This window comes from Actinoplanes sp. NPDC048791 (genome assembly GCF_040650095.1).
Taxonomy (GTDB): Bacteria; Actinomycetota; Actinomycetes; order Mycobacteriales; family Micromonosporaceae; genus Actinoplanes.
Map to the genome: position 1 here is coordinate 1 of NZ_JBEZGQ010000035.1, position 20,299 is coordinate 20,299.

General features: G+C 72.1%; 21 protein-coding genes. 14 read left to right on the forward strand and 7 right to left on the reverse strand.

The features are described from left to right. The 12 genes from AB0C29_RS05100 to AB0C29_RS05155 all read left to right on the forward strand — a co-directional run. Positions 1-1,929 (forward strand): hypothetical protein (locus tag AB0C29_RS05100; protein WP_360815331.1); only part of this gene is annotated, 1,929 nt, incomplete at its 5' end. A 27-nt stretch (positions 1,930-1,956) separates the two neighbouring features. After that, on the forward strand, positions 1,957-3,519 hold the full coding sequence (pelF, locus tag AB0C29_RS05105; RefSeq protein ID WP_360815333.1) for a GT4 family glycosyltransferase PelF: 1,563 nt from the start codon (positions 1,957-1,959) through the stop codon (positions 3,517-3,519). Then, the gene (locus AB0C29_RS05110; protein ID WP_360815336.1) at positions 3,516-5,039 is read left to right on the forward strand and encodes a hypothetical protein; all 1,524 of its coding nucleotides are present in this window, start codon (positions 3,516-3,518) and stop codon (positions 5,037-5,039) included. The genes pelF and AB0C29_RS05110 overlap by 4 nt, the downstream gene beginning before the upstream one ends. A gap of 28 nt (positions 5,040-5,067) precedes the next feature. Then, positions 5,068-5,793 (forward strand): sugar phosphate nucleotidyltransferase, encoded by a 726-nt coding sequence (locus AB0C29_RS05115; RefSeq protein WP_360815339.1) that lies wholly within the window; start codon positions 5,068-5,070, stop codon positions 5,791-5,793. Then, positions 5,790-6,689, forward strand: coding sequence for an NAD(P)-dependent oxidoreductase (locus AB0C29_RS05120; RefSeq protein ID WP_360815342.1), 900 nt, complete (start codon positions 5,790-5,792; stop codon positions 6,687-6,689). The genes AB0C29_RS05115 and AB0C29_RS05120 overlap by 4 nt, the downstream gene beginning before the upstream one ends. Next, positions 6,686-7,729, forward strand: coding sequence for an endo alpha-1,4 polygalactosaminidase (locus AB0C29_RS05125; protein ID WP_360815345.1), 1,044 nt, complete (start codon positions 6,686-6,688; stop codon positions 7,727-7,729). Before AB0C29_RS05120 ends, AB0C29_RS05125 begins: the two co-directional genes overlap by 4 nt. Positions 7,730-7,752: 23 nt before the next feature. After that, positions 7,753-9,105 carry a nucleotide sugar dehydrogenase gene (locus AB0C29_RS05130; protein WP_360815348.1) on the forward strand — a complete coding sequence of 451 codons (1,353 nt, stop codon included), beginning with the start codon at positions 7,753-7,755 and terminating at the stop codon, positions 9,103-9,105. Then, a complete protein-coding gene (locus AB0C29_RS05135; protein ID WP_360815351.1) occupies positions 9,102-10,070 on the forward strand; it encodes an NAD-dependent epimerase/dehydratase family protein in 969 nt (322 codons plus the stop codon). Before AB0C29_RS05130 ends, AB0C29_RS05135 begins: the two co-directional genes overlap by 4 nt. Next, complete coding sequence (locus tag AB0C29_RS05140; RefSeq protein ID WP_360815354.1) at positions 10,067-10,762, forward strand: hypothetical protein; 696 nt, start codon at positions 10,067-10,069, stop codon at positions 10,760-10,762. Before AB0C29_RS05135 ends, AB0C29_RS05140 begins: the two co-directional genes overlap by 4 nt. Before the next feature lie 83 nt (positions 10,763-10,845). Beyond that, complete coding sequence (locus AB0C29_RS05145; RefSeq protein ID WP_360815357.1) at positions 10,846-11,379, forward strand: hypothetical protein; 534 nt, start codon at positions 10,846-10,848, stop codon at positions 11,377-11,379. 13 nt (positions 11,380-11,392) lie between these two features. Next, the gene (locus AB0C29_RS05150; RefSeq protein ID WP_360815359.1) at positions 11,393-12,694 is read left to right on the forward strand and encodes a hypothetical protein; all 1,302 of its coding nucleotides are present in this window, start codon (positions 11,393-11,395) and stop codon (positions 12,692-12,694) included. After that, positions 12,691-13,098, forward strand: coding sequence for a hypothetical protein (locus AB0C29_RS05155; RefSeq protein ID WP_360815362.1), 408 nt, complete (start codon positions 12,691-12,693; stop codon positions 13,096-13,098). The genes AB0C29_RS05150 and AB0C29_RS05155 overlap by 4 nt, the downstream gene beginning before the upstream one ends. Before the next feature lie 25 nt (positions 13,099-13,123). Here the strand turns inward: AB0C29_RS05155 and AB0C29_RS05160 are convergent, their stop codons facing one another. Genes AB0C29_RS05160 through AB0C29_RS05180 form a run of 5 tightly spaced genes read right to left on the reverse strand, consistent with a single transcriptional unit; the run spans position 13,124 to position 17,406 of the window. Beyond that, the gene (locus AB0C29_RS05160; RefSeq protein ID WP_360815364.1) at positions 13,124-14,500 is read right to left on the reverse strand and encodes a hypothetical protein; all 1,377 of its coding nucleotides are present in this window, start codon (positions 14,498-14,500) and stop codon (positions 13,124-13,126) included. Next, positions 14,497-14,862: a hypothetical protein gene (locus AB0C29_RS05165; RefSeq protein ID WP_360815367.1), complete on the reverse strand. Its 366-nt coding sequence runs from the start codon at positions 14,860-14,862 to the stop codon at positions 14,497-14,499. Before AB0C29_RS05165 ends, AB0C29_RS05160 begins: the two co-directional genes overlap by 4 nt. Continuing rightward, positions 14,859-15,752: a hypothetical protein gene (locus tag AB0C29_RS05170; protein ID WP_360815370.1), complete on the reverse strand. Its 894-nt coding sequence runs from the start codon at positions 15,750-15,752 to the stop codon at positions 14,859-14,861. The genes AB0C29_RS05165 and AB0C29_RS05170 overlap by 4 nt, the downstream gene beginning before the upstream one ends. Next, positions 15,749-17,092 carry a hypothetical protein gene (locus tag AB0C29_RS05175; RefSeq protein ID WP_360815373.1) on the reverse strand — a complete coding sequence of 448 codons (1,344 nt, stop codon included), beginning with the start codon at positions 17,090-17,092 and terminating at the stop codon, positions 15,749-15,751. The genes AB0C29_RS05170 and AB0C29_RS05175 overlap by 4 nt, the downstream gene beginning before the upstream one ends. Beyond that, positions 17,089-17,406, reverse strand: coding sequence for a chorismate mutase (locus AB0C29_RS05180; RefSeq protein ID WP_360815376.1), 318 nt, complete (start codon positions 17,404-17,406; stop codon positions 17,089-17,091). The genes AB0C29_RS05175 and AB0C29_RS05180 overlap by 4 nt, the downstream gene beginning before the upstream one ends. 347 nt (positions 17,407-17,753) lie before the next feature. Here AB0C29_RS05180 and AB0C29_RS05185 point away from each other — a divergent pair, with 347 nt between their 5' ends. Then, positions 17,754-18,107 carry a hypothetical protein gene (locus AB0C29_RS05185; RefSeq protein WP_360815379.1) on the forward strand — a complete coding sequence of 118 codons (354 nt, stop codon included), beginning with the start codon at positions 17,754-17,756 and terminating at the stop codon, positions 18,105-18,107. Here the strand turns inward: AB0C29_RS05185 and AB0C29_RS05190 are convergent. Next, the gene (locus tag AB0C29_RS05190) at positions 18,073-18,741 is read right to left on the reverse strand and encodes a hypothetical protein (RefSeq protein WP_360815382.1); all 669 of its coding nucleotides are present in this window, start codon (positions 18,739-18,741) and stop codon (positions 18,073-18,075) included. The two genes, AB0C29_RS05185 and AB0C29_RS05190, sit on opposite strands and share 35 nt — an antisense overlap. A gap of 98 nt (positions 18,742-18,839) precedes the next feature. On the opposite strand from AB0C29_RS05190, the gene AB0C29_RS05195 reads away from it, so the two are divergent. Then, a complete protein-coding gene (locus AB0C29_RS05195; protein WP_360815384.1) occupies positions 18,840-19,688 on the forward strand; it encodes a transglutaminase-like domain-containing protein in 849 nt (282 codons plus the stop codon). Here AB0C29_RS05195 and AB0C29_RS05200 read toward each other — a convergent pair. After that, a complete protein-coding gene (locus tag AB0C29_RS05200) occupies positions 19,685-20,248 on the reverse strand; it encodes a DUF5709 domain-containing protein (RefSeq protein ID WP_360815386.1) in 564 nt (187 codons plus the stop codon). The genes AB0C29_RS05195 and AB0C29_RS05200 overlap by 4 nt on opposite strands. Between the last annotated feature and the right edge of the window lie 51 nt (positions 20,249-20,299).

Here is a 20,299-nt window from a genome sequence, read left to right on the forward strand (position 1 = left end):
GGCAGCGTCAAGGTCGTCAAGCCGGCCAAGCCGGCCCGGGCCGCCGCCGCGGCGGCCGGTCTCAACGACCAGGTCGCCCTGCGCGCGCTGGTCATCGGCACCGACGCCAACGACTTCGGCGTCGCCACCTGGAAGACCACATTGGACCGCGTCGGCGCTTCCTACGACGTGCTCTACGACGCCACCACGCCGCTGACCACCGGCACCCTCGTGCGCCCCGACGGCGTCGGCCGCTACAACGCCATCCTGCTCACCAACAGCATGCAGGTGTACGAGTCCAACGGCAGCTACCTCAGCGGCCTCGACCCCGCGGAGTGGAACATCCTCTGGGCCTACGAGCGCAACTTCGGGGTCCGCCAGGCCGCCCTCTACACGAGCTACGGCACCTGGCCCGAGAACTACTGCCTCACCTCCAACGGTGAGACCGGCGTCGGCAGCACCCCGATCAACCTGTCGCTCACCGCGACCGGCGCGGGCGTCTTCGACTACCTGAAGAGCACCGCCCAGATCCCGCTGGTGCAGTCGTACGTCTACCGCACCTCGATCACCCCGGGCTGCGGCGCCGAGGCCACCATCACCAACGGCTCGGACGTGCTCGGCGTGCGCACCACCTCCACCGACGGTCGCGAGCGGCTGGCGCTGACGTTCACCTCGAACCAGTACCTGACGCACTCCGACCTGCTGGTCTACGGCATGGTGCGGTGGGCCAGCAAGGGCATGTTCCTCGGTGAGCAGCGCCACCACCTCAACGTCGACATCGACGACTGGTTCAACACCTCGGACCACTACTACCCGGACGGCCACGTCGAGTACACGCCGGGCTTCCAGGTCACCGGGCACGACACCGTCAACCTCGACAGCCGGCAGACCGCGCTGCGCGCCGCGCACCCGCAGGCCGCCGACTTCAAGCTCAACATCGCGTTCAACGGCGCCGACATCGACCCGTTCGCCGGCAACGCGTGCAGCCCCAACGGCGGCATCGCCGAGCTGACCGCGACCACCAAGTGCCTCAAGGACAAGTTCCGCTGGGTCAACCACACCCTGAACCACCCGGAGCTGAACAACACCAGTTACGCCACGTCGTACCAGGAGATCAACGACAACCGGGCCGCCGGCAACGCGATCGGCCTGACCTCCCCCGACAGCGTGCTCAAGACGCCGGAGTATTCGGGCCTGGGCGTCTACAACCCCAACCCGAACGACGACACCAGCCCGCCGGTCGACCACGGCCTCACCGGCTCCAACCCGGAGCTGCTGCGGGCGGCCAAGGACCTCAACGTCAAGTACCTGCACGGCAACATGTCGTTCGCCAGCCACGTGCCGGCCAACCTCAACGCCGCCAAGGTGCACCCGATGGAGCCGAGCATCTCGGTGGTGCCGGACTGGCCGACGAACGTCGCCTACTTCGTCACCACGCCGCAGGAGGAGACCGCGTTCTACAACTCCTTCTACGGTCCGAACGGGCGCTTCCCGTACTGGCCCACGAACCTGACCTACGAGCAGATCATCGACTACGAGGCCGGCGTGGCCCTCGGGCACGTGTCCTCCGGCGCGATCTACTCGCACACCTTCCACATCGGCAACGTCCGGGACTACGGCGCCGGCAAGACGCTGCTCACGGACTGGATCGACGCCGTGATGACCAAGTACGAGGCGTTCTACTCCGTACCGCTGCTCAACCAGGACTGGCCGACGCTGGCGGCGTACACCTCGACCCGGACCGCGCACTTCGCGCAGCTCGGCGCCGGCGTGGACCCCGTCTACGACCGGTCCACCGGCAACATCACGGTCACCTCGCCGGCCGCCGGCACCGTGCAGATCAGCGGCGCCCAGGGCACCGGGGCCAGCACGTACGGCACCGATGTGACGACGACGCTCGCCCTCGCGGCGAACACCGCCGTCACGGTCACCGCAGTCCCGCACCTGTGACGAGCAGGACCTGGTAGAGGGGGGCCGGTGAAGATCGCGCTGGTGTCGGAGGGCACCTACCCGTACGCGATGGGTGGCGTCAGCGTGTGGTGCGAGCAGCTCATCAAGGGCATGCCCGACTACCGCTGGGATGTCGTCGCGCTCACCGTCGACGGCGCCGAGCAGTCCGTCTTCCCGGCCCCCACCAACCTCGGCCAGGTCCATTCGATCCCGCTGTGGGGTGCGCGGCCGCCCGGCCGCCGCTCCCGGCGGGGTCCGGGCCGCCGGCCCGGAGCCACCTTCACCGAGTCGTACGAGGTGTTCCTGCGGGCGCTGGTGACCCCGCTGGAGGCCACCCGTTCCGAGCAGAGCGCCGTCAGCCGCAGCATGTTCCTGCTCGCCCTGCGCGGCATGTTCGAGTACGCCAGCGACGGCGGCGACCTGAGCGGGGCACTGCTGTCCAACGAAGCCCTGACGATGATGCTCGACGCGTGGCGCGACCTGCGCGTCGACGAGATCGGGCCGGCGCCCACGGTGGCCGACGCCGTGGAGGCGGCCTGGCTCATCGAGCACATGCTGCGCCCCCTGAGCGCCACCCCGGTCGAGGCCGACATCGTGCACGCCTCCATGAACGGGCTGGCCACGCTGGTCGGCATGACCGCCAAGTGGAAGCACGGCACCCCGCTGGTCATGTCCGAGCACGGCATCTACCTGCGCGAGCGCTACATCGCGCACCTGCACGACGACGCGTCGCATCCGGTACGGGTGCTGGTGCTCAGCTTCTTCCGGCAACTGGCCGGCGCCGCGTACCTGATCACCGACGTGCTGGCCCCGCACTCCATGTACAACCGGCGCTGGCAGCTGCACAACGGCGCCGACCCGGAACGCATGTGGACCATGTACAACGGCGTCGAGCCGGAGGAGTTCCCGGCCGCCACCAGCGAGCCCGAGCTGCCCACGATCTCGTACATGGGCCGGGTCGACCCGCTCAAGGACCTGCACACGCTGATCCGGGCGTTCGCGCTGGTCCGGGCCGAGATCCCGGAGGCCCGGCTGCGCATCTTCGGCGGCACCCCGGCGGTCAACCGGATCTATCACGAGAGCTGCGAGCGGCTCATCGAGGAGCTCGGCCTCACCGGCGCCGCGGTGCTGGAGGGCCGGGTCGGCAATGCCGTCGACGCGTACCACGCGGGCAGCATCGTCGCGCTGACCAGCATCTCCGAGGGCTTCCCGTACACGGTGGTGGAGGCCATGGCGTGCGGGCGCCCGACCGTGTGCACCAATGTCGGCGGGGTCGCGGAAGCGGTGGGGGACACCGGCTTCGTCGTCCCGCCCCGCGACTACGCGGCCGTGGCCGAGGCGTGCGTCAAACTGTTGCGCGACAACGAGATGCGCCGCCGGCTCGGCATCATGGCCCGGGCCCGGGTGCTCGAGCACTTCACCCTGCGGCGCTCGCTGGAGATGTACCGCAACGTCTACGAGGGGCTGGCCACGCCGCTCAAGGCGTCCCCGCCGCCGCGGCACCTGCGCGGTCAGGCCCAGGGCCGGGTGGCCGTCCCGACGCAGCGCGCCGCCGAGCAGCAGCTGCAGCTGGACGGTGAGTCCAGGTGAGTCTGGACAGCGAGCTCGATCCGAACCGGCAGCGGCTCGGCTCGATCATGGCGGCCGCGGCGAAGAACCGCGCCGCCGGGCCGGGCGAGCACACCGTGCTGCTGCCCAAGATCTCCACCGATCCCCTGGACGACCTGGTGGAACGGGTACGCCCCCAGCTCGGTCAGGCGGTCGACTCGCTGCACGTGGCCGCCGCCCTCGAAGCCGACGGGCTGACCGACCGCGGCGCCCGCGTCGAGTACGGCTACCACGACGTCTTCGCCCTGGCCACCGAGGTGTTCCGCCGGCTCGGCCCGCAGCTGCCCAAGCCCCGCGAAGCGACCGCCCGCGACCCCAGGGCCTGGCGGGAGAGCCTGCGGGTGATCGCCCACGGCCCGCTGTACGTGCTGCCGAGCACCGCGTTCCCGGCGGTGCTCGCGATCGTCGGGCGGCGGTCGCTGGTGCTCGGCCTGGTCCTGGCCAGCACGCTGGGCTGGGTGTGGGCCGGTGCCGCCGCGCACGGGGCGTACCGGATGCTCGGTCTCGGCCGGCCCCGCTCCGCCGCCCGGATCCTCACCGTGGCCGCCGGGTCCGCGCCGGTGGCCGCAGCCCTCGCCGGCGCCGCGCTGGACTGGTTCACCGGCGGCGGCCCCGCGCTGATCGCCATGATCACCTGTCAGGTGGCCTACCAGCTCACCAGCACCGTGCTGGTCTTCTACCGCCGGGAACGGTGGCTGGCCCTGGCCATGACGCCGGCGTTCCTGGTCGGCGCGGCCTACCTGGTCCTCGGGTCCGGGCTGAAGCTCTGGTCGGTCGGCGTGGCGGCCGGGTGTGTGCTGGCCGGCTTCCTGATCGCGATGCTGCTCGCCGTGCATCACGGCCGGGTGCCGGCCGTGCGGGAGCCCTCGCTGCGGGTCGCGCTGCGACCGGAGGTGCCGGCGCTGATCGGGGTGAGCGCGTACGGGCTGTGCTCGGCGGCGCTGCTGCTGCACGCCGAGGCGCCGTATCTGCTGGGCCGGCTCGACATCGCCATCGCCGCCGCGCCGCTGATCCTGACCATGGGCGTGGTCGAGTGGCGGGCCGAGCGGTTCCGGCCGCAGGCGGTCGCCCTCGTCCGGCGGGTCGAGCGGCCCCGGGAGTTCGTCCGCGGCGTGTGGCTGCTGCTGGCCCGGGAGGTCGCGATCTGCCTGCTCGCACCCGCGCTCCCGGCGGCGGCGATGCTGGCAGTGCTGTCCCGGGCCGGCCTGTTGTCCGGCGCGGGGGTCGTCATGACGGCGGCCCACGTCGCGCTTGGCGGTGCGTACCTGCTGGCCTTCCTGCTCGCCGGGCGCGAGCGCTTCGGCTGGCTGTGCGCCTCGATGCTCGCCGCGATCACCGTCCACGTCGGCCTGGGCGCCCTGCTCGGCGCCGCGCCGCTGCTGGGCCGCCCCGGCTCCGCGCTCGTGGACACCTCGCTCTACCTGGGCAGCGTGCTGCTGCTCCAGGCGCTCTTTGTGCTCGGCCTGGCCCCGATCCTCGGCCAGGCCCGGCACTACCGGTAGTACCGACACGTGGGGAGGCAGGTCAGCGATGCACGCAGTGATCCTTGCCGGCGGCAAAGGCGTCCGGCTGCGGCCGTACACGACGGCGTTGCCCAAGCCGCTGATGCCGATCGGTGACAACCATTCGATCCTGCAGATCGTGCTGGATCAGCTCGCGTCGTTCGGCTTCACGTCCGTGACGCTGGCGATCAACCATCTCGGCCCGCTGATCCGGGCGTTCGTCGGGGACGGGGCGCGCTGGGGACTGCGCATCGACTACGTCGAGGAGAACGTGCCGCTGTCCACCATCGGGCCGCTGTTCGGCATCAAGCACACGCTGCCCGAGCACTTCCTGGTGATGAACGGCGACATCCTGACCGACCTCGACTACGCCGCGCTGCTCACCGAGCACATGCTCGGCGGGAGCTCGCTGACGGTGGCCACCGCCGCGCAGACCCACAAGATCGATTTCGGGGTGCTGGACGTGGAGGAGGGCCGCATCGTCGGCTTCCGGGAGAAGCCGGTGCTCAGCTATCCGGTGAGCATGGGCGTCTACGGCATGTCCCGCAAGGCGCTCACGCCGTACCCTCCGGGTCTGCCGTTCGGCTTCGACCAGCTGGTGCTCGACCTGCTGGACCGCGGTGACCACCCGGCCACCTACGCCTTCGACGGCTTCTGGCTCGACATCGGCCGGCCCGAGGACTACGACGAGGCCAACCGCACCTGCGACACCCTGCTGCCGATCCTGCTCCCGCGCTCCAAGGAACCCGTATGAGTCAGCGGGTCGTCCTGTTCGGTGCCTCCGGGTTCATCGGCGGGCACGTGCGCGCCGCGCTGGAGGCCGATCCGGAGGTCAGCGCGGTCATCTGCCCCGGCCGCCGGGACCACGACCTGATCGACGGCGACCACCGTGGCCTGGTCCGGGTCATCCTCGACGCCGCACCCACCGCGATCGTCAGCTGCGTCGGCCGCCTCGGCGGCACCGACTCCGAGCTCATCCGGGGCAACACCCTGGTCGCGACCAAACTGCTGGAAGCGGTCGCCGCGGCCCGGCCCGGTGTGCGGCTGGTCCGGCTCGGCTCCGCCGGGGAGTACGGCGTGGTCGCGCACGGGCACGCCGTCACCGAGGACGAGCCGGTGCAGCCGGTGGCCGCGTACGGCGTCAGCCACCTCGCCGGGACCCGGCTGTTCCAGCTCGCCGGGGAGAACGGCCTGGTCGACGCGGTGTCGCTGCGCGTGTTCAACCCGATCGGTCCCGGCATGTCGGCGGAGAACATGCTCGGTCGCGCCGCCGACCGGATCCGGGTGGCGCTGGCGACCGGGGCCGGCGAGATCACCATGGGGCCGCTGTCGGCGTACCGGGACTTCGTCGACGTCCGCGACCTCGCCGCGATGGTCCCGGCCGTGCTGCGCCCGCCGCAGCTGCGGCACCGGGTCTTCAACGTGGGCAGCGGCCGCGCCGTCCGCTCGCGGGCCGCCGTTCAGCTGCTGGCCGAGACGGCCGGCTACCGCGGCGAGATCCGGGAGCAGGGCGCCGGGCCGCAGCGCTCGGCGGCGGTCGACTGGATCCAGGCGGACGTGCGCCGGGCCCGCGAGGAGCTGGGCTGGGCGCCGGGCCGCGACCTGGCCACCTCGATCAAGGACATCTGGGCGGCCGGTGAGGCCGGATGACGCGCCGGCGGCGCGGGATCGTGCTCGCGGCCGTGATCGTGGCGGCGGCGCTGGTGGTGAGCGGCATCCTGGTGACCCGTACCGGGACAGACCGTGCACCGACAGCCGCCGGCTCCCCGACACCCGCCGGCTCTGCGCCGCCGCTTTCCTCGCCGCCGGTCTCCGCGCCGGCCTCCGCCCCCGCGGCCTCCGTGGCACCCCTGCCATTGCCGTCGAAGTCCGGGCCGGGACGGATCTCCAGCTGGGCCTACCAGCTCCAGGGGTACGCCGGGGGACGGCTCGACCACATCGCCGCCGGGCCCTACCAGCTCGCCGTGGTCGACCTGGCCCGCGACGCGCACGCCGACTACTTCCGGGCCGACGAGATCCGCACGGTCAAGCGGGCCGGCAAGCGGGTGCTCGCGTACTTCGAGATCGGCAGCATCGAGGACTTCCGGCCGGAGTATCCGGCGCTGCGCCGCGACGCCGCCGACCTGATCGCCAACGAGTGGACGGACTGGCCGGGCGAGCACTTCGTCCGCTACTGGGACCAACGCTGGTGGGACCGGGTCGTCCGGGGCCGGGTCGACCAGGCCCTGCGGGCCGGCTTCGACGGGGTCTACCTCGACACCCCGCTGGCCTACGAGCAGATCGACCCCGGCTACGCCCAGGGCCGCGACCGGGCGGCGCTGGGCCGCGAGATGGCCGCGCTCATCGCGCGGATCAGCGCGTACGCCAAAGCCCGGCAGCCGGGTTTCCTGATCGTCCCGCAGAACTCGCCCGAGCTGCGCCGCCACCCCGGTTACACGGCGGCGATCGACGGCATCGCGATGGAGGAGCTGTTCTTCCTCGCCACCGACGAGCCGTGCACGCAGGACTGGTGCGCGGAGAACCTCGCCGACACCCGGGCGCTGCGCGACGCGGGCAAGTTCGTGCTCAGCGTCGACTACGCCACCCGGCCCGCCGACATCCGCTCGGCGTGCGGCCGGTACCGCACCGAACGTTTCGCCGGCACGGTCACCGTGCTCGAACTCGACCGGCTCACCCCACCCTGCTCCTGAACCTGCATCGGAAGGAATGGCACATGCCGCCCACAACCATCGGCGTCGTCGGCCTCGGCTACGTCGGGCTGACCCTCACCGCCGCCCTGGCGGACAAGGGCTTCGTCGTGCACGGCTCGGACGTGTCGCCCGGCGTGCTGGAGACGCTGTCGCACGGCCGGTCGCACATCTTCGAGCCGGGCGTCGAGGAGGTGTTCGCCGAGCACATCAACACCCGCATCCACGTCGGCACCGAACTGCCGCCGGACACCGTCGAGGTGGCCGTGATCAGCGTGTCGACGCCGGTCGACGACAACACCCGCCGGCCCAACCTGGCCAACCTGGCCGCCGCCGCCCGCAGTGTCGCGGCCCGCTGCCGCCCCGGCACGCTGGTCGTGGTCCGCAGCACGGTGCCGGTCGGCACCAGCCGCCGGGTCGTCCTGCCCGAGCTGCGCGCGGCCTGGGGTGACGACGTCAAGCTCGTGATGGCCCCCGAACGGACCATCCAGGGCCAAGCGCTGCGTGAGCTCGTCGAGCTGCCCCAGGTGATCGGCGGGCTCGACGAGGCCAGCCTGCGGGCCGGCGTCGAGTTCTTCAGCGGCCTGGCCCGGACCATCGTCGAGGTCTCCGACCTGGAGACCGCCGAGCTGGTCAAGCTGTCCAACAACTGCCACACCGACCTGATCTACTCGTTCGGCAACGAGATCGCGCTGATCGCCGAGCGGCACGGGCTGGACCCGCTGGAGGTCATCCGGGCGGCGAACGCGGACTACCCGCGCCCGGACCTGTCCAAGCCCGGGTACGTGGGCGGCGGGTGCCTCTCCAAGGACCCGTACATCATGATCGACAGTGCCGGCGGCCGGGAGCCGTTCCTGGTCGGACGGGCCCGCGAGCTCAACGAGTTCATGCCGGTGCACGTGGCCGAGACCGTGGTGCGGATGCTCCAGGAGACCCGCGGCGAGACCCGGGGGACGCGGCTGGCCGTGCTCGGCTGGGCGTACAAGGGCTGGCCGCCCACCGACGACATGCGTGGCACCCCGATCGCCGCGATGATGCCGGCCTTCTCCGCCGCCGGGATCACCGTCACCGGCCACGACCCGATGGTCACCGACGACGTCATCCGCCAGTACGGCGGCGAGCCGGTCAGCCTGGACAAGGCGTTCGCCGACGCGGACGCGGTGCTGGTCATCAACGACCACCCGGACTACCGGGCGATCCGGATCCCGGACGTCCTCGGTGAGGCCCGGCCCGCTTTCATTTACGACTCGTGGCGGGTCCTGGACGCCGACGCGGTCACGGCGGCCGGCATCCGCTACGCCGGCCTGGGTTACCTGCCCCGCTTCAACTCCGCGGTGACGGCCAACCCGGCTCCGGTCAACTCGGCGGTGACGGCATGAGGGCTCTGCTGCTGGGCGGGGCGGGCTTCATCGGTCTGCACCTGGCGCGCCGGCTCGTCGCCGAGGGCCACGAGGTCACCATCGTCGACGACTTCTCCCGCGGGCGGGAGGACCGGGACCTGAACGAGTTGCGCGCTGCTCCCGCCGTACACGTGATCTCCGGTGATCTGACCGATCCGGTCACCTTCGCCGGGCTGCCGCACGGCTGGGACCAGATCTACCTGCTCGCGGCCGTCGTCGGCGTCCGCAACGTGGAGGCCGACCCGGCCCGCGTGGTCCGCGTCAACACGCTGTCGGCCATGCACCTGCTCGACTGGGTGGCGCCGGGGGAGCGGGTCTTCTTCGCCTCCACCAGCGAGGTCTACGCCGGTGGCGTCGACGCCGGCGTCGTCGCGGTGCCGACCCCGGAGGACATCCCGGTGATGATCTCCGACATCACGGCACCCCGCTTCGCGTACGCGGTCAGCAAACTGCTCGGCGAGGCGGCCTTCCTGCACACCGCCCGGGCCAAGGGTTTCGACGCGGTGGTCGGCCGCTTCCACAACGTGTACGGCCCGCGGATGGGCGCCGACCACGTGATCCCGGAGATGTCGCTGCGGGCGTTGCGCGGCGACGACCCGTTCAAGGTGCCGGGCGCCGACCAGTTCCGGGCCTTCTGCCACGTCGACGACGCGGTCGAGGCGATGCTGCGGTTGATGGCGGCGCCGGCGGCGGCCGGGCAGATCGTGCACATCGGCAACGACCGCGACGAGACCAACATCGGCGACCTGGCCAAACTGGTGCTGCGGCTGGCCGGGGTGAGCCCGTCGATCGAGCCACTGGCCGCGCCGGCGGGCTCGGTGCCGCGCCGCTGCCCCGACCTGACCCGGCTGCGCGAGCTGACCGGCTACGAACCGGCGGTGCCGCTGGAGGAAGGCGTCCGGAGCACGTACACCTGGTACCGCGAGAACGGATGGCCGTCATGACGGAGAAGTCACCGATCTGCTTCTACTACGGCGACAAGCACCTCGACGAGCTGGCCACGTACCCGCGGGTGGTGCTCCAGCCGGAGTTCTACACCCCGCGGGAGCTGGCCCAGCTGGCCGACCAGGGCGTGCAGACCCTGGGCTATCTGTCCCTGTCGGAGGACCAGGGCCCGCCGGCGCCGTGGCAACGCCAGGAACGCAACCCCGACTGGGGCGGCGCGTTCGTCGAGGTGGGCCACCCGCTGTGGGTGGAACACGTGGTCGGCCAGGCCAAGGACGCGATGGCCGCCGGGTTCGCGGGCCTGTTCATGGACACCCTGAACGTCGAGCTGACCTACCCGGAGGACGTCCCGCACCTGCTGACGCTGGTGGCGGCGATCCGTACCGAGGCCAAGCCGGGCTACCTGCTGGCCAACCGGGGGTTCGGCATGCTGCCGAGACTCGGGGAGCTGGTCGACGGGGTGGTCTTCGAGTCGTTCTCGGCCCGCTGGACGGACGAGGGCTACGCGCCGTGGCCGGCGGACGTGCTGGAGTTCCACGCCCAGATCGCCGAGCAGCTGCTCCAGCTGGAAGTGGACCTGTACGCGCTGGACTACGCGGACTCACCGGGCCTGACGGACTTCGCGGTGCGCCGGGCCCGGCAGTTCGGCATGCAGTGCGTGGTGAGCGACCGGGCGCTGTCCCGGGTCTGAGAGAAAGGGGGCCCGGCTTGCCGGCCGGGCCCCGCCTTCCGTCCCGCGCCGAAAATGTCAGAGGGTGACGGCATCATCGGGGTATGGCTGAACCCGCCACCCCGTTGCCGCATCCACGCCTGGAGTTGTCGCTGGTGGAGGCTCGCACGCGTTTTGTGCAGCTCGCCCGGCTCGCCGGCCTGACCCACCAGACCACCGTCGTGACCGAGGACGGCCGCCCGCTGGCGGCGATCGTGCCGATGGGCGCGACCCGTCCGGCCGCCTTTCCTGACGCGGACCGGCCCAACCCGGCCGCCTTTCCTGACGCGGACCGGCCCAAACCGGCCGCCTTTCCTGACACGGGCCGGCCCAAACCGGCCGCCTTTCCTGACGCGGACCGGTCCAACCCGGCCGCCTTTCCTGACGGCGACCGGCCCAACCCGGCCGCCGCCGGCTGGATCAGGCGGATCGACAAGCTGCGTGCGGAGTTCCGGCGGCAGCACGTGGGGCTGGAGCAGGCGCTGGAGGATGCGTGGCAGGAGCTCGACCGGCTGAGCCCGCCGGGCACCGACCAGCGGGTCGACGGCCTGCGCACGGCCCACGCCGACCTCCGCCGCCGCCCGGATCCGGCCGGGTGACCTTGGGAGCACCTTGACCAATCCACTGATCGCCTCGGCCACGCCGGCTGGGCCGTCACCCTGGGCCGGCGTCTGGATAGCCGAGGACATCGAGCAGATCGTCCACGGCGTCCAGAACGGCAGCTGGATCGACGGCGCGCTGGGCGGCATCAGCGCGGGCCTGGACGCCCTGGCGTTCATGTCCGACCCGGTCGGCGGGCTGCTGCAGTACGGTATCGCGTGGCTGATCGAGCACGTGAAGCCGCTGTCCGAGGCGCTCGACTGGCTCGCCGGTGATCCGGCCCAGATCGCCGCCCACGCGCAGACCTGGCGCAACGTGGCGGCCAGTCTGCGCGGGGACGCTGAGGAGGTCGGCAGGCTCGTCCGCTGGGACCTGTCCGAGTGGAGCGGGAGTGCTGCGGAGGCCTATCGGGCTCACGTCGATCGGAGGGTGCGGTCGCTGGTGGCGCTGGGCCGGGCCGCCGACGGCATGGCCCTGATCACCGAGGGCGCCGGCCTGCTGATCGGCACCGTCCGGGTCATGGTCAGGGACGCGGTGGCCACGGTCGTCTCGCGGCTCATGGTCTATGCGGGTGAGCTCGTCGGGAGTCTGGGGCTGGCCACTCCGCTGGTCGTGGAGCAGGTCACTACGCTGTGCGCTTCGTGGGCCGCGCGGATCGCCCGTTGGCTGAAGTCACTGATCGCCAGCCTGCGCAGGCTCGGCGACGCGATGCGCCGGCTGGCGCAGGACGTGACGAAGCTCCGCGAACGCGGCGGCGGCGGCAGCGGTCCGATGGGAACGCGGCGCGATCGGCGTGAGCGCCATCAGAACCCCGGAGCGCACCCGCGGACTCCGGCCCGGCCCCCGGACGACCACCTGGCCGCCGGTGACCCCGTCTATCACGGCGAGAACAGGACGGCGATCGGCTACGACTCGTCCACCATGCTCAACTTCGACACGGCCCGGCCGGAGCCCGGATACCACGATGTCGTGGTGCACGGCGAGCCCGACGGACAGTTCCGGCCGGGGCTCATCGGGGAGAACGGGGAGGACTTCCCGGGCAACTTCACCCACGCGCAGCAGGTCGCGGAGGCCGTCGGCAACAATCCCCACTATGCGGGTGGGCCGGTCCGGCTGGTGTCGTGTCACACCGGCCGGGTCGAGGAGGGACTTGATGTTCTGCCCGCGGCGCAGCAGGTGGCCGATATCCTCCGGGTGCCGGTGCTGGCACCGACCCAGCCGGTCGGCGTCAGCCTGCGGGGCGGCCGGGAACGGGAGCTGATGGTCTTCAACGGCGGGGTGTGGAAGGTCTTCGAACCGGGAGGGGGAGGATGATGAAGCTGGCAGGCATGTTCGTCGAACTGGGACGGTTACGGCCACCGACGCCGCAGCCGAGCATCCTGGCCGGCGTCGCCAGTGCTCCGCTGCCTGATGTGGACGCGGTGGTCGCGTACCTGCGGGGCGGCCACAAGCTGATCGCTGCGATGGATCTGCAGGACGACGTGTTCGATCCGGCGCACCAGATCCTGAACGGCTCCTCGATCCTCACGGACGGCGACTGGCTGTGGCGGCATGACTATGCCCACTACGTGGGCCGGCACGACGTCGAGGTGCCGCCGGAGTTCCTCGACCTGATCCGCAGCCGTGACTATGCGGTGCCTGAGCTCGACGACCCGACGCTCGACAAGTGCGCCGCGTTCGCCGAGGACCTCGTGTTCTTCGGGCCGGATCGGCATTGAGCCGCCTGTTGTTTCTGAGGCCGGGTCAGCGGACGAAGAGCAGGAACAACCCCGCCCACGTGTAGCCGATCATCAGCAGCACCACCGGCAGTTCGTCGGCCAGCGTCGCCAGCGGCGGGCGTTCCGGAGCCGCGGTCAGCGCCATGTCGTGGGCCACCACCACGCCCAGCACGTGGCCGATCAGGATCAGAGTGATCTGCGCTGCGGCGATCACGCCCGGCGTCGGAGCCATGTTCCACTCCACGCCCTCGGCCACACCCCACTGCTGCACCATGAGCAGCACACCTCGGGGCGCCTCGACCAGCAGCAACGACAGATAGTGGGCCAGCGTGTAGCCGACCGCGATCGGGATCAAGGACGCGGTCACGTCCAGCCGTCCTGACAACACGCGGACGCTCACCAGCACGCTCGCGCACAGCAGGATCAGCCCGGCAGTCCCGTACAGGATCGGGTTGCCCGCCCTTTGCAGGAAGGCCGCCCAGGCCGGCGAGCCCGACGCGCTGTCGAAGATCGTCGAGCCCCACCACACCGCCAGGAACGCAGCCAGGCCCGGCCCCGGCGCGGTGTGGGCCACGCCGGCCAGTGGGTTGCGGTGGCGCAGCGGGCTCAGCCGGCCGGCCAGCTCCGAGTAGACCTCGAAACAGTCACCCCGCGCGAACCACTCCTCCCCGCGCACCGCCGCGCAGGCCAGCTGCACCAGTCCGTACCCCAGCAGCCAGCCACCCACCACGACCGGCTCGCCCCGGTGTGGCGCCACCAGCTCGAGCCAGACGAACGCCAGCAGGGCGATCGCCGCGGGCCACCGGCCCGCCGATCGGGCCGGCAATTCCGATCGGGCCGGCAATTCCGATCGGGCCGGCAATTCCGATCGGGCCGGCACTTCCAGTTGGGCCGGCAATTTCGGTTGGGCCGGCGATTGCGGTTGGGCCGGCGACTCCGCTCCGGCCGGCGACTCCGGTCGGACCGGCGACTCGGGCCGGGCCGGGAAATCCGATCGGGCCGCGGAAAGCGGCCGCAAGCCGGCGGCCGGCAGCCGCAGCAAGCGGAACAGCGTGCGCAACGGGTTGACCTGCCGCCAGACCGGCCCGAACACGACGCTGACCGGCACCAGCCCCACCCAAAGCCACACGAACAGCGCATGCCCGGCCGGGTTCTCCGGCCCGCGCGGCCCCAGAAGCGCGTTGCCGACGAGGTACAGGGTCACCGCCAGGACGAGCCACCGGAGCGGACTCTCCCGGACCGGTCGCTCGGGTCCCTCGGCGAGGTGCAGGCGGGGGCGTTTCCACCAGACCGCCACGACCAGGAACGAGACCACCACCGTGGCCGCGCCCGCCTGCAGGACCAGGTCGAGCGGCAGGGGCAGGTCCTGCGACTGGCCGACCCCGTGGGCGAGGACCGTCACCGCACCTCGAGCTGCACCAGCAGCGTCTCGGGATGCGCCTCGACGTCGAACAGGCCGCTGCGGTCCGCCACGAAACTCACGCAACCCGCGCTTCCCGGCTTGGCCTCGGTCTCCAGGTCGTACCCGTGGACGTGCACCTCCGCGTCCGCGTCGGCCTCCACCCGCAGCAGCACCGCGCTGCCCAGCGGCACCTTGACCCGGTGCGGCGCCGGCTCCGCCCGGCCATCCCGGACCGCCGCGGTCACCACGACACCGTCGGGCGCGGCCGAGGCACAACCAGGCGTGGCCGGTTGGGTGGCGGGGCTGCTGCTGCAGCCAGCGAGCAGCGCGACCGCCACTGCGACGGCAAGCCGGCGTTTCACGCGCGCTCCCCGGCAAGAGACCGCTGCGCGAGGGTACGCAGCACCGAAGCGCCCGCCACCGCCACGCCCACCCCGGCGCCCAGCGTCACCACCACCAGCAGCCGCTCGACGATCGCCGGACCCGCGAACGGCAGCACCGCCCGGTGCAGCGAAGTCACGTCGGGCAGCACGAACACCGCGGTGAGCGCCGCACCGGCACAGATCGCGAGCACCCCGGCGGGCCGGCCCCGCAGCACCGCCACCGTTCCGCCCACGATCAGCGGCCAGTTCAGCAAGTTGATCCCGCACGCGCTGAGGAAGGTGCCCAGCAGCGGCGCCGACTCGACAGCCATGGTCGAACCGGCGACATGAACCACGGACGCGGCCATGGCGGCAAGCCCGGCCGCGGCCAGCGCCAGGTCGGGGCGGCGCAGGCGACGCGACACCAGGGGTACGGCCACAGCCGTCACCAGCACAGCCGCCCACCACGGCGCGGGTGCCGGGGGCTGTTCACCGACGAGTTCCCCGGTGACTGTCACGGGCGTACCGCCGGCGTCCAGGACCAGCGACCAGGCTTGCGTGCTTCCCGCGCGGACCGTGCGCCCGTCCGGGCTGCTCCTGGTGTCGATCCAGTTCAGCTCCCGTCCGGGCGCAACCACCGCCGGGGTCGCCGGACCGCCACCACCGGGCACGCTGACCGGGAACGCCGTGCCGTTGCGCAGCCGCAGCCGGGCGCCGTCCTCGATCGCGGTGACCACCAGACCGGGAAGGGCAGGTGTCACGGCGACGACCCGGCTGCGGGCGTCGGTGGCGGTCAGACCTCCGGCGTGGGCTGCGGCGGGTGACGCTGTGGTCAGCAGGAGTCCACTCGAAACCAGGAGCAGAAAACCGAAGGAACGCAGGAGCCTCACGACGCCGGCACACCGGTCCTGGACTCGTCGTCGGCCGGGGCGCCGGTTGTGGCAGTGGTCTGTGCGCCTGCGGCTTTCTCGGCGGGCGTCGGGATGTCGGCGTCGGCGGAGGACCCGGCGGGCGATTCGGCTGGCGCCGACCCGGCGGTTGGCTGAGCCGGGACCGCGGACGCCGATCCGGTGGGTGGCTGAGCCGTCACCGTGGCCGGCGATCCGACAGTCTCGGTGGCCGGCGATTCGGCGGGCGATTCAGCCGACGCTGCGGCGGGTGACTCGGTTGATGCCTGGGCCGGTGAGCCGGTCAGATACGCGGCCTGCGCGGGAGCCGGCTGCACCCGGCGGGCGATCAGCGCGGTCAGCCCGCCCGTGATCGCGACCAGCGTCAGCAGCCCACTGACCATGTGCACATTCCACCCGACCCCGACCGTCTGAGCCGCCGCCACCAGCACCGTGCCCCACACGATCAGCGGCGCCACCAGGCCGGCCGCGAACCAGCGGGCGTCCGCCGACCACCGCACCAGCCGCCCGGCCAGCCGCAGCACCAGCTCGGCCCCGGCCGCCGCGCCGGCGACCGTCAGGGCCAGCCACCAGCCCGCGTCGGACGAGAACATCAGGTGCATGAGCACCGCCGGCACCGCCACCAGCACGGTCGGCACGCCGATCGGCAGCCGCCAGCGCCGGCCCATGATCAGGATCGGCAGGAACAGCAGCACCGTGCTGAACAGGTACCCGTGCATCACCTGGGCGTCGAACGAGAAGATCCGGACCGTGCCGTCGCCGGGCTCGCCGTAGTACATGGTGCCCAGCGCGGACGCGTGCAGCGAGTAGATGTGCAGCGGCAGCACCGACAGCAGCGCCGACATCGTGGCCAGGGTGCCGTCCGCCACGGACAGCCCGCGGCCCGGCTTGCCTGCCAGCATCAGGGCCGGGCCGGCAGCGACCAGGGCCATGCCCAGGATGATCAATTCATGGCTCGGGCTGACGAAGATCTCCAGGCCCTGCTCGATGCCGAAGACGTTGTGCCACAGCGTGTCCACTCCGCCGCCGACCAGCAGCAACGCCATGCCGGCGATCGGGATCCGGAGGGCGTTGGGCAGGGCCAAGATCGTGCTGTACGTCGGGATCACCGGCAGCCGCGGCCGCATGAGCCACACCAGCGTCAACCCGGAGACGGCGATGCCGGAGTAGAGCACCCCGTGCCACGGCGTCCAGAACGTCTCCAGCTCGGGCGTGGTCGCGTGCGCGTACGCGTCGAGCTGCAGCCCGCTGACCAGCCAAGCGCTCGCGACCAGCAGCACCCACCGCTCGCGTGCGCTGAAGGACCCCACGGGCTTCGTCACTCGTTCACTCCCTTGTCCGACGAGCGGGCCGTGACCCGGTGGTGCTCGGTGAGCTCCATGTCGATGAAGGCCTGGATCATCGCCCGGTAGATCCGCTCGACGACCTCCGGATCGGCGCCGGCGGCGGTGGCCTGCGCCCGGGCCCGGCCGACGACCTGCTCGACCCGCCCGGGAGCCTGCACGGCGCGCGCATCCCGCTTGAGGGGGGCGGCCTGCCGCACCAGGCTCTCGCGGCGGGCCAGCAGCCGCACCAGGTCGGCGTCCACGGCGTCGATCGCCGCCCTGATCTCGTCCAGCGACGTCGCATCGACCATGTCGGACATCCTCCCACGCCCACCGACCCGACAGGGGGCACCGGGGTCGGCCAAGCTGCGCGGTGCGCAGGGCCGAGGTGTCAGCGGGGCCGAGAGGTGGGCAGGGTCGAGAGACAGGTAAGGCCGCGAGGTGGAAGGGCCGCGAGGCAGGCAGGGCCGCAGGGTCGGCACTGCCTGAGGCGGGTGGAGCCGCGGGGTGGGTGGAGCCGCGGGGTGGGTGGAGCCACGGGGTGGGCGGAGCCACGGGGTGGGTGGAGCCACGGGGTGGGCGGGGCCGCGAGGCAGGCAGGGTCGGGGGATCGGCAGCGGCCTGAGGTCGTTGGCGGCCCGTTCGTACCATGCCGCGGATGGACCACGACCAGGCTCGATCGTCGCCGCTGGCCGGGCTGTGGGCCTTCGCCGTCGGCGGCCTGCTCTTAACCGCGCTCCTCCTCTTCCTCGACCCGGTCAGCACGCCGCAGGACTGCCCCAACTACGGCGGCAGCGGCAACGCCAGCGCCTACCCGAGCCCCATCTGGGACCTCCTCTTCCCCCTCCTGACGCTGCTCTGGGTGGCCTGCGTCATCGCCGAGCAGTGCCTGGCCGAGACCTGGCAGGGCCGCTCCCGGCTCGAAGGTGCCGTCCGGGCCTCCGTGGCCGTCCTGGTGTCGATGTACGCGGCGTTCTTCATGGTCTTGTCATTCGCGGTTGTCTGTCGATAAGACGCACCCGCTCCACCAGCCCCCGCCGCACACTCACCGCGCGTTGCAGCTCCACCGGCGGCACCCGGATCTCATGCCCCTCCCACCGCACGACCTCCAGCCGCCCGGCCGCCACCGGCCCGAAGTCGGTGATCTCCGGCTGGTCCGCGCCCGGCCCGACCCCTCCGGCCCACTCCACCCGCGCCCCGAGCACCGCCCGCCCGAACCACCGGCAGAACCAGTCGACCCGGGCGACTGGCTCGATCAGCCCGTCGAGCAGCAGGTCACCGACCCGCCGGGCGTCCGCGTCGGCCACGACCAGGTCGAGGTCGACCGGCGAGATCGGCAGGCCGCGGACGGCCAGGGCCGCGCTCCCGGTCAGCCACCAGTCCACCCCGGCGCCGTCGAGCCGCCGGCAGACCTCGCTGAGGGCCTCCTGCCACGGCACCGGCTCCAGCCCGGCGATCTGGCGCAGAGCCGGCTCCATCAGCCGCTGGAAGTTCGCCCAGGCCACGTCCAGGTGGGCCACTTCGGCGGGGAAACTCCTGCTCCAGTGACCGTGAGCCTCGGTGAAGGCCGCCTTGCGGACGGCCGGCACCAGCTCGTCGGGGACGTCGAGGAGCCGGAACTCGGTGTCGTGTCGTCGGTAGCGCACGAGAAATATCCGACCACGGTGGTACGACAAGAATGCTTGACCCGGCCCCAGGGGCCGACGGTTCGGTGGGGTGATCGCAACCACGGGAGGAGACGGTGATGGTCAGCGAATGGGTGGAGCCGGGCGTCATGACGGCTGCCGGCAAGTACGCGGGCCTGCTCGACGGGCTTCCGGCCCACGCGGCCGGGATCGCCCGGGTCGTGCAGGGCCTGCTGATCCACGAGTTCTGGGCCGACGCGTACGGCGTGACGCTGGCCGAGCCGGACCGTGACCGGGTCAACCTGCGACGGGTCGAGCAGGTCCTCGACGCGGTCAGCGCGCGTGACGACCGGCCGCTGGACGTGCCGCGCGCGCCGGAGCAGCGGATCGCCACGAACTGCCGGGGGTTCTCGGTCATGGCTGTCGCCCTGTTCCGGGCGCGGGGGGTGCCGGCCCGGGCGCGGTGCGGCTTCGGCACCTATTTCAAGCCCGGCTGGTTCGAGGACCACTGGGTGGCCGAGTATCTCGACGGCGGCCGGTGGAAGCTGCTCGACGCGCAGATCGACGGGTTGCAGCGCCGGCACCTCGGGCTGGACTTCGACCTGACCGATGTGTCGCGGGACCAGTTCGTGATCGCCGGGGACGCCTGGACGCGGACCCGGGCCGGTCAGGCCGGTCCGGACCGGTTCGGCCTGACCATGATCAACGAGGCCGGGGCCTGGTGGATCGCGGCCAACCTGATGCGGGACGCCGCCGCGCTGGACAAGATGGAACTGCTGCCCTGGGACCTGTGGGGCGCGATGCCGGAGCCGGCCGACACGGTCGACGTGGCGCTGTTCGACGAGCTGGCTGCCGCGACCGCCGAGCCGTCCATGGCGGACGTCCGGCGGCTGCTGGCCGATGACCGGTTGCGGGTGCCGGCCGAGGTCTTCAACGTCCAGCACGGCCGCAAGGAGGCTCTGGCCTAACGGTATCCAGGCGCCTCGGTCTCGTGGACGGCGAGCTCTTCGGCGCTGGCCCCGCCGCCGGCCGCGCCCGCGTCGTACGCCACGTTGTCCGGCTCGGCGTCGTAGCCGTAGCCCTCGTCCGGCTCCACCAGCCGGCCCACCGGCTCGGGTGAGGTGCCGTCGAGCTGACCGTGGTCGTACAGCGAGACCGGGGAGTTCGGGTCGGACGCCGGGCTCTCGCCGTACACGTCGGCGTCCAGCCGGGCCTGGGCCGCGGCCTGTTCGTCGATCGCCTCGTCGGCCGGCGGGCCGGGGGACTCCAGCGGTTCCTCCGGCTGGATGTCCGGCTGCTCCTGGGCGAGGCGGTTGTCCAGCGATTCACCGGCGCGCTGTTCCTCCGCGGTGGTGCCGTACCGGTCGACCGCTGTCGGGTGGTCGGCGGGCAGCGCCGCCGGGTCCGGGCCGTCGGCCCACCGGCCGGTCTCGACGTCGTCGTAGGCGGTCGAGTCGTCGTCCGCGGTGCCGGGCAGGCCCGCGGCCTCGGGGTCGGACGCCGGGGTGGGGTAGTCGTTGTCTCGCATGTGACGTGCGTACCCGTTCGGTGGCCGGCCATGCATCCGGGTCAGGAGGCC